This is a genomic window from Chryseobacterium sp. CG10_8 (assembly GCF_058117085.1).
On sequence record NZ_JBYVEB010000120.1, the window covers coordinates 1 to 8,546 of the forward strand.

General features: G+C 33.6%; 11 protein-coding genes. 5 read left to right on the plus strand and 6 right to left on the minus strand.

The genetic code is table 11. From position 1 onward, the window contains the following. Window positions 1-57 precede the first annotated feature (57 nt). Both AC4AGG_RS14280 and nfsB read right to left on the minus strand, forming a co-directional pair. Entirely contained in the window at window positions 58-363 is a 306-nt protein-coding gene (locus AC4AGG_RS14280; RefSeq protein ID WP_489772689.1) for a hypothetical protein, read from the minus strand. Between the two features lie 317 nt (window positions 364-680). Continuing rightward, window positions 681-1,340 (minus strand): oxygen-insensitive NAD(P)H nitroreductase, encoded by a 660-nt coding sequence (nfsB, locus tag AC4AGG_RS14285; RefSeq protein WP_489772690.1) that lies wholly within the window; start codon window positions 1,338-1,340, stop codon window positions 681-683. Between the two features lie 94 nt (window positions 1,341-1,434). On the opposite strand from nfsB, the gene AC4AGG_RS14290 reads away from it, so the two are divergent. Continuing rightward, on the plus strand, window positions 1,435-1,797 hold the full coding sequence (locus AC4AGG_RS14290; RefSeq protein WP_489772691.1) for a winged helix-turn-helix transcriptional regulator: 363 nt from the start codon (window positions 1,435-1,437) through the stop codon (window positions 1,795-1,797). Window positions 1,798-1,821: 24 nt separating this feature from the next. Here the strand turns inward: AC4AGG_RS14290 and AC4AGG_RS14295 are convergent, their stop codons facing one another. Beyond that, on the minus strand, window positions 1,822-1,998 hold the full coding sequence (locus tag AC4AGG_RS14295; RefSeq protein ID WP_489772692.1) for a hypothetical protein: 177 nt from the start codon (window positions 1,996-1,998) through the stop codon (window positions 1,822-1,824). Window positions 1,999-2,080: 82 nt separating this feature from the next. Here AC4AGG_RS14295 and AC4AGG_RS14300 point away from each other — a divergent pair, with 82 nt between their 5' ends. Beyond that, entirely contained in the window at window positions 2,081-2,506 is a 426-nt protein-coding gene (locus AC4AGG_RS14300) for a nuclear transport factor 2 family protein (RefSeq protein ID WP_489772693.1), read from the plus strand. A 73-nt stretch (window positions 2,507-2,579) separates the two neighbouring features. Here the strand turns inward: AC4AGG_RS14300 and AC4AGG_RS14305 are convergent, their stop codons facing one another. Next, on the minus strand, window positions 2,580-3,662 hold the full coding sequence (locus AC4AGG_RS14305) for an alkene reductase (RefSeq protein WP_489772694.1): 1,083 nt from the start codon (window positions 3,660-3,662) through the stop codon (window positions 2,580-2,582). A gap of 153 nt (window positions 3,663-3,815) precedes the next feature. Between AC4AGG_RS14305 and AC4AGG_RS14310 the strand changes: the two genes are divergently transcribed. Then, on the plus strand, window positions 3,816-4,172 hold the full coding sequence (locus tag AC4AGG_RS14310) for a winged helix-turn-helix transcriptional regulator (RefSeq protein WP_489772695.1): 357 nt from the start codon (window positions 3,816-3,818) through the stop codon (window positions 4,170-4,172). A 63-nt stretch (window positions 4,173-4,235) separates the two neighbouring features. Here the strand turns inward: AC4AGG_RS14310 and cls are convergent, their stop codons facing one another. Further along, complete coding sequence (cls, locus tag AC4AGG_RS14315) at window positions 4,236-5,678, minus strand: cardiolipin synthase (RefSeq protein ID WP_489772696.1); 1,443 nt, start codon at window positions 5,676-5,678, stop codon at window positions 4,236-4,238. A 487-nt stretch (window positions 5,679-6,165) separates the two neighbouring features. Between cls and AC4AGG_RS14320 the strand changes: the two genes are divergently transcribed. Beyond that, a complete protein-coding gene (locus AC4AGG_RS14320; protein WP_489772697.1) occupies window positions 6,166-6,921 on the plus strand; it encodes a Rossmann-fold NAD(P)-binding domain-containing protein in 756 nt (251 codons plus the stop codon). A gap of 99 nt (window positions 6,922-7,020) precedes the next feature. Here the strand turns inward: AC4AGG_RS14320 and AC4AGG_RS14325 are convergent, their stop codons facing one another. After that, window positions 7,021-7,383, minus strand: coding sequence for a winged helix-turn-helix transcriptional regulator (locus AC4AGG_RS14325; protein WP_489772698.1), 363 nt, complete (start codon window positions 7,381-7,383; stop codon window positions 7,021-7,023). Between the two features lie 94 nt (window positions 7,384-7,477). Here AC4AGG_RS14325 and AC4AGG_RS14330 point away from each other — a divergent pair, with 94 nt between their 5' ends. Beyond that, entirely contained in the window at window positions 7,478-8,404 is a 927-nt protein-coding gene (locus AC4AGG_RS14330) for an NADP-dependent oxidoreductase (RefSeq protein WP_489772699.1), read from the plus strand. Window positions 8,405-8,546: the final 142 nt, after the last annotated feature.

Here is an 8,546-nt window from a genome sequence, read left to right on the forward strand (position 1 = left end):
TAAGGTAAAATTAAAAATTTAAGGAATGAAATGAACTTGTCCTATGGCAAGAAAAAATTAAAATTCGCCCGAACTTCCAACAAATTTTAGAACTTCTATTTCTTGTTGAATATCATCACAACTTTCATCTCTTTGCTTTTGAAATGCTGTGAAAGAAGGAACATTCAAGAGTTCCTTTTGGATTTCAGGGTTTTCGTATTTAGAAATATGGACAAACGATTGCTCGTCTTCTTTTTGAAAAACTTGATAAGAAAATTGACTTTGATTTAAGTTTTCAAAATCTTTCAAAAACGTTTCAATATTAGCTTTATTGGTTTCAATAAATTCCTTCGGAACGCGATAAGAGACGATAACGTTAATCATAAGTTTTTTTTTTATTTTTAGGAAGGTAGTTAAATTTCAATACATCCACAAAAAACAAAAACCTCAACCAAGAGATTGATTGAGGTCCAAATTTGTATAATATATTTAACATTAAGGAAACCTTTAGGTTCGACGAAGTCAATTGAGAGCAATCAGCTTAATGATTCTTAATAAAAATCAACTTTTTGATTTCTTAATGAAAAAACGCTTAATTAACTGAATATCTTAATGTTAACATTAAGAACAAACAAAGTTTATTATTTTAAGAAAATTAAGCAAAATACTGTGGATATTTAACAAATAAAATATTAGCAGGTTTAAATAATCGTCATGATTTCAGATTCTGGGAATCTTGATTTTGGGGTTTTATTAGGGTCGTTGAAATCGTCTTCTGCACGGTAACCTAAACCAACGACTACAATTGCTGTGTACCCTTTTTCACGAAGACCAAACTCTGCATCGATGGCTTTAAAATCTAAACCTTCCATAGGAACAGCATCAATACCCAAACTTGCAGCACTCAATAAGAAGTTTCCGATATTTAAATAAACTTGTTTTTCCATCCAGTGTTGCGCATCTTTCAAATCAAATTTGTGAATGTTCGCAAATAGGTTTCTTGAACCGTGCATTTTTTGTCTCACTTCATCATTCGGAATTCTTCCATCTTTCACCTCCTGTTCCATCACTTGTAACAAGTAATCTTCAGTTAAATCTGTTTTTACAGAAAATACCACTGCATGAGAAGCATTGGTAATTTTGGACGCATTAAAACTAAAAAATCCTTCTGCTCCTTTTGCAACACGTTGTTTTCCTTCTTCAGTTTGTGCAACAATAAAATGCCAAGGTTGCAAATTAACACTCGAAGGACTCATTCTAAGTGCATCCTTCAAAAATTCTAAATCGGTTGGAGAAATTTTCTTTTCTGGGTTAAAGTTTTTAGTTGAATAACGCCAGTTTAAAGTTTGTTCTAAATTCATAAGATGTTCTTTTATTTTGACTATAATTTTTATAGTTGTAAAAATAAGTATAGTTTTTTAACTTTGCAAGAACTTACAAAAAGGATAGTTATAAATGAACGGTCAATCTCACCTCAAATTCAACGGAAAAGAGTACCCTTGTTGCACCAGTTTAACCATGGGAATTATTGGCGGAAAATGGAAAACGGTCATTCTCTACCATTTATCTAATGGAACGTTGCGCTATAACGAGCTTAGAAAATCGATGCCTGCTGTAACGGAAAGAACTCTAAGTTTGCAATTGCAACAATTGCAAGATGACGGAATTATCGAACGAAGAGTCTATTCCGAAAAACCACCTTTAAAAGTGGAATATACCCTGACTGAATTTGGAAAAACCTTGATTCCTGTTTTGAAATCTATCGCAGAATGGGGCGTTTTTGCAGTGAAAAACCAAGACCCTTCAATTCAAAAATAGATTTAAAACAAAATTCGGTAGGAATTACTTAGCCTGCCAAAAACAACGTTTCGGAGAAAAGATAACTTCTTCCTTTTTTAATTCGTTCATGGCTTTGTCCACATCTTTGCGGTCAAGACCAGTTAATTCTACAATTTTACCCGCGTTAAGAGGTGTCCCCTCTTTTTTCATTGCTTTTAAAACTTTTTCTTTTATGTCCATTTTGAATTTTTTATGAAACAAAATTACGAAATTAGCAAACTTAACTTATACAAAATAAACCCGTTAAATACTGAAAAAAATCATGAGCAACAAAAAACAAATCCGAACCATCATCGACCTTTACGCCAATTATGCAGACACCAAGGAAACCGATAAACAAGTCGCCCTTTTTGCAGATGATTTTACTCTTGAAATCTATTACGATTCTACTTCCGATACACCAACTCAGACAGTTGAAGGAAAAGAAAATTTAAAGCAATTAATTACAGCAAGTCTTTCACCTTTTCCAAAAACCATGCATTTCAACGGACAAAGTTTGATTACGATGCTCAATGAAAACGAAGCGGAAGGAATTGTCTATTGCAGAGCTTATCATTACAGCAAAGATGGTGATACCGAAAAGCTGATGATTGCACCCATTCGTTATGAAGATATTTACAAAAAAGTGGACGGACAATGGTTATTCGCCAAAAGAAAACTGAAAGTTCAGTGGATAGAAAATAGATAAAAATTTCAAGCTATCTAAATCAAAAACGGTCTGAGCATCACTCAAACCGTTTTATATTTTTAGTAGATTAATTTTAAGCTTCCAAGAAAGGATAATCAATATAACCATGAGCATCGCCTCCAAACATGGTCGCTCTATCTGGCGTATTGTATTCTGCATCCAATTCAAAACGTTTTGGCAAATCTGGATTCGCTAAAAATAATGAACCATATGAAATAAGTTTTGCAATTCCTTTTTCTAATTCAGCTTCACCTGAATTTCTGTCGTAACCTGAATTAGCAATAACCGTTGCTTTAATTTCTTTCCCTAAAACTTCAACCTCATCAACAGATGGATAATGTTCTGGAGTTGGAAACATTGGATTTCTCTTCATTAATTCAACAAAAGCAAAATCCATTTTATTCAATTCACCAATTAAATAGGTAAAGGTTTTCAAAGGGTCATCAAAATAAACACCACCGTAAGCGTGCAAAGGCGAAATCTTAATTCCTACTTTGTCACCACCAATAGCATCGATTAATTCTTTCATCACCTCTAAAATAAAACGGCTTTTGTTTTCGATACTTCCACCGTATTCGTCAGTTCTTAAGTTAGCGTTATCCGACAAAAACTGATGTGGCAAATATCCGTTTGCAGCGTGCAATTCAACACCATCAAAACCTGCTTCAATAGCATTAATAGCAGCTTGTTTGTAATCTTGAATGGTTTGTTTAATTTCTTCTAAAGTCAAAGCTCTTGGCGTTTCAAAATCTTTCATTCCTTGTGAAGTGAAATGTTGCATTCCTTCAATAGCCACCTCAGAAGTAGAAACTGGAAGTTTTCCATTTCTATCTACCGAATGCGCCACTCTTCCAGTATGCCATAACTGAGCAACAATTTTCGCACCTGATTGATGTACCGTATCCGTTACTTTTTTCCAAGCTTCAATTTGAGCGGGTGTGAAAAGTCCTGGTGTGAATGGACTTCCAATTGCATCTTCAGAAATATTGATTGCTTCACTCAAAATCATTCCTGCGCTCGACCTTTGTTGATAATAAGTAACAGTCATTTCTCCAACTTCCCCTTGTTGATTGGCACGGCTTCTGGTCATAGCCGCCATTACCATTTTATTTTTTAAACTAAGGTTTGCTAATTGTGATGGTTCTAAAAGTTTCATCTTTAAATATTTTTTTTAAGTTTTCAATCTATATTCATTTGAAAAATTCCCTCAAAAAAACTGAGTTCGATTTTTCTGACGCAAATGTAGAAATTGTTTTGTATGTTTGTAACCTAATATCAAAAGAATATTACTTACAAAAAGGATACTATCATGAGTACAGAGGAAAGAATTCACACCGAAGATGCCTGTAAAAAGGCAAGGATGGCCATGAGAGACACTTTGGATGTTGTCGGTGGAAAATGGAAATTGGTCTTACTTTCTATGATGAGAGAAGGCAGTTTTCGGTTTAATGAATTAGTAAAACTTGCAGAAATTACCCCAAGAATCTTATCCAAGGAACTCTCCGAATTGGAAATGAATGGCTTGGTCGAACGAACCGTTTTAGACACACGACCTGTAACAGTTGAATACAAACTCACGCCTTATAGCAAAACGCTTTCAAATCTGATTAACGAGATGTACAGTTGGGGCATTAATCATCGTAAAAAAATGATTGAAAAGGAATAAGCGTCATTTACAAAAAAGCAGACCTCCAAAACAATGACCTTTTGATACACAAAAATTTTAATTTTACATAAGAGCGGAGAACAAATGCAGTATTTTGTCAATTAATTTGGAAAAAACAGATCGTTTTTGCCATTCTTCCAAATTAATTTCTTTCGCATCTTGCAAGTCCTTTTCAAATTGCTGAGACAGTTGATGGGCAATCTGCTGGTCATAGACTACTGCATTAATTTCAAAATTGAGGTCAAAACTTCTATTATCAAGATTTACCGTTCCCACAACAGAAACCATATCATCACACACCAAAGTTTTCGCATGAACAAATCCCTTTACATATTTGAAAATCCGTACGCCTGCTTCTAATAACTCCTCATAATAGGACTGAGACGCCGCATTCACCATGAACGAATCAGATACACCAGGAATCAACAAACTCACTTTAACCCCACTCAAAGCAGCAATCTTCACCGCATCCATAAATGATTTTTCTGGTATAAAATAGGGAGTTGTAATCCGCAATTCTTTTTTTGCCAATAAGATGGTTTGTATCAAAGAATACATATTATTGGGATAATCAGAATCTGGTCCACTGGAAATAACTTGTACTACAGTCTTTCCAAAATCACCTTGTAAAGTACTTGGTGGAAAATAGGCATTGGAAAAGGCAATATTTTGATTAGAACAAAAGTTCCAATCGGTTAAGAATACAAATTGTAGATTAAGGACTGCCCCACCTATTAATTTCAAATGGGTATCTCGCCAATAGAGTTTATCTGCGGAATTGTTGATGTATTTATCCGAAACATTAATACCTCCAACATATCCAGTTTCGCCATCAATAATGATAATTTTTCTATGATTTCGATAGTTAATTCGATTAGCTAAATGAATTAAACTTATTTTATAAAAAGGATAAGTTTCAACACCAGCAGCTCTCAGTTCTTTCACTAATTTCTTCCGGATGCCTCTACTCCCAAAATCATCATAAATAAAGCGAACCTCTACTCCTTCACGAGCCTTATCCATCAATATTTCAGCTAACTGTCTCCCAATTAAGTCATCTTCATAAATGTAATATTCGATGTGAATGTGATGTTTTGCTTTTTTCAAAGCTTCTAATACATCAGGAAACTTATTCTCACCATTGATTAAGACTTTTACGTCATTATTGTCTGACACCACCTGTCGGAAATAAGAAGCACTTAACAGCGGATAATATTGACTAAGCAAGTTGACGTGCCTATTAAGCACATCCTTCGAGAAAGCCTGAATTCTATTTTGAAGCTCTGGAAAAGCTTTTTCATCTATTTCAATCTTGCGTTGGTAAAGTTTCTTTTTACGGTAATTGAGCCCAACACTTAAATAGAACAACACTCCAAATATCGGTATCGAAATAACCAATAATAAGTATGCTAATCCCTTACTTGGCGTGCTTGTATTCATAATTATACGCAAACAAACAGCCACCAAAATCAGAATATACAATATGGTAACAACAGTAACTAACATAACAAGTATTGAAAATTATACCTTCTAAATCCAGATTGTAAACCATTTACCATCAGAATTTTTTCTTAGGAAGTCATCCTCATTCAATATCAAATTTACATCATTACTAATTAATATTCAGATCTTTTCCTAAAAATGAATAATAAATTTTAGTAAAAACGACTTTCAAATAAAAAACAAACGTATCCGAGACATCATTAATACTTTTAAATCGAGATTTGTGACTTCCCTAAAATTGCCCGATTACTAAAAATAAAAAATTTCTAATGTTGGATATTCTCCTCCTCCATCATTTTCAGTCCATAATTTCGGATGATGTTGATGATTTCAATTTATTCTTTCTTAAAATAACTGCTAATAATTACCATCTCAAGTTTTCTTCCATTCAATTGTCTTAAATTTGCTCAATAAAAAATTCATGACCGTACTTAAATATTTTCATTTTAAATCCTTTTTCTTTTTCACTTTAAACTCAAAAAACAAATAGATGAAAATAGGAATTATTGGTTGTGGATGGCTTGGTTTAAGGCTTGCTGAATATCTTTCGAAAGATTTCGAGATTTTTGTCACCACTACTTCGGAAAACAAAAAGGAAGAACTACATTCCAAAAATTATCATCCAACGATGGTTCGTTTTACGGATGAGCTGTCTGATGAAATTAAACACTGGGAAATTATTGATGATTTGAACACCATTATCATCACCATACCTTTCTCCGAGAAAAAAAGTGGAACTACTTCTTTATTGAACAGAGTTCAGAATTTATCATCCTTTATTGGAGATTTTAAAGGCCAAATTTTCATAATGAGTTCAACTGGAGTCTATCCTCAACTTGAAAAAGATTTTATCGAAGAAGACCTGTTACCTGAAAATGTCTCGAGCGAAAGAATAATAAAAGAAAAATATCCGAAAGTCAACATTCTACGTTTGGCAGGATTAATGGGCGATGAAAGGTTGTTGAGCAATTACAATGTTTCAAATTTGGAGCAACCTGTAAATCATGTTCATTATTCCGACATCTGTTCGGTTATCAAAAAAATGATTTCACTAAAATCTGAATCTAAAATCTATAATGTTGTAGCACCAAATCACCCGAGTAAAGCTGATGTTATTAACGCTCAAAAAGATAGTTCTATATCAGAAAGTATCGAACCTGAAGGGAGAAAAATTTCGTCCGCAAAACTAATATCGGAATTGAATTTCGAGTTCAAATACCCAGACCCAAGATTTTTCCATTTGTAAATATGCTTTGCAATGCGATGGTCTTTAAGTAAGAAAAAGCCAAAGAAAATCTAAGCCAAACTTCAACTAAACTGTAGTTAGAAATTCAAACTATTTCTCCTAAATTTTTTCTTTAATACCCTCGGTATTTCGATGTTCCAATCCCCATTTGCTTAACTCTGAAAGGATGGGTTTCAAACTCAAACCCAATTCTGTCAAATGATATTCAACTTTTGGGGGAATTTGAGGATAAATCACTCTTTCCAAAATTCCGTCCGATTCCAATTCTCTGAGTTGATTGGTCAACGTTTGTCGACTCACCGTGGGAATCGCCTTTTGCAAAGTACTGTATCTGTTTTGCCCTCTTTGGATATAATGCAGGATTAATAATTTCCAACGATTACCAATTTTATTCAAAGAATAAATCATCGGACAATTTTCGGGATTATAGTCTTTAAGCTTCCTCGATTCCTTATTTTCCATTAGTCTAAAAAATTTACGTATGAACAACAATTATGATTAGTCCAATAATTAGACAAAAGTATATAAATTTGCCGAATTAATTTTAAGAAAAACAATGAAAGCAATACAAATCGAACAATACGGAGACAATTCTGTTTTAAAGTCTGTCGAAATCGAAATCCCAAAACCACTACCCAATCAAGTTTTGGTAAAACTAAAGGCATCGGCTGTAAATCCTGTAGATTACAAAATTCGTCTTGGATATTTTTCGGGTCAAATGACGAAAAATTTTCCTTTTACTTTAGGTTGGGAAGGTGCAGGAATTATTGAAGAATTAGGTAGCGAAGTTACACATTTCAATATTGGAGACGAAGTGATGTTAATGCCTAATTTTATGCAAGGTGGTACTTATGCTGAATATGTGGCGGTTAATGAAAACGAAACCATGTTAAAGCCAAAATCTATTAGTTTTAATGAAGCTTCTACCTTACCTTTTTCGTTGGGAACAGCTTACACAGCTCTTGTTGAAGATGCAGGAATTGCGAGCGGTCAAAAATTATTAATTCACGGTGCAGGTGGTGCTGTTGGTCAAATAGCAGTACAAATTGCAAAAAACAAAGGACTTTATGTGATTGGAACTGCAACTGGAGATAACATCCAAGAACTTCAGGATTTAGGTATCGACCAAGTGATTGATTATGCAACAACCGATTTCTCTACGGAATTGAGTGATGTAGATGTGATTTTGGATTTAGTCGGTGGCGAAACCTTAGCAAAATCTTATGCTATTGTGAAAAAAGGTGGAATCATTGTTTCAACAACCCAACCTCCAAATCAAGAGAAATTAGCAAAATTCGGTATCAATGGAAAAATGACTTTCACAAGATTTGAAGCTAATAAATTTAATGAAATCCTGTCTTGGATTGAAGAAGGTAAAATAAAAATGAAACAACCTAAAATCTACAATTTATCTGATGCTCAAGAGGCTTTAGCTTTGGTAGAAAACAGACAATCGAAAGCTAAAATTGTTTTTGAGTTTTAGTAATTTCCTATCGGCAAAAACACAAGTTAATTTATAGAAAAAGTCTGCCTTTTTGATGGGGCAGACTTTTTTATATCTCAATAGAATTAATTTGTACCTGAGAATTCAGAACTACTTTCACAAGAACATTTCAAATTTATTT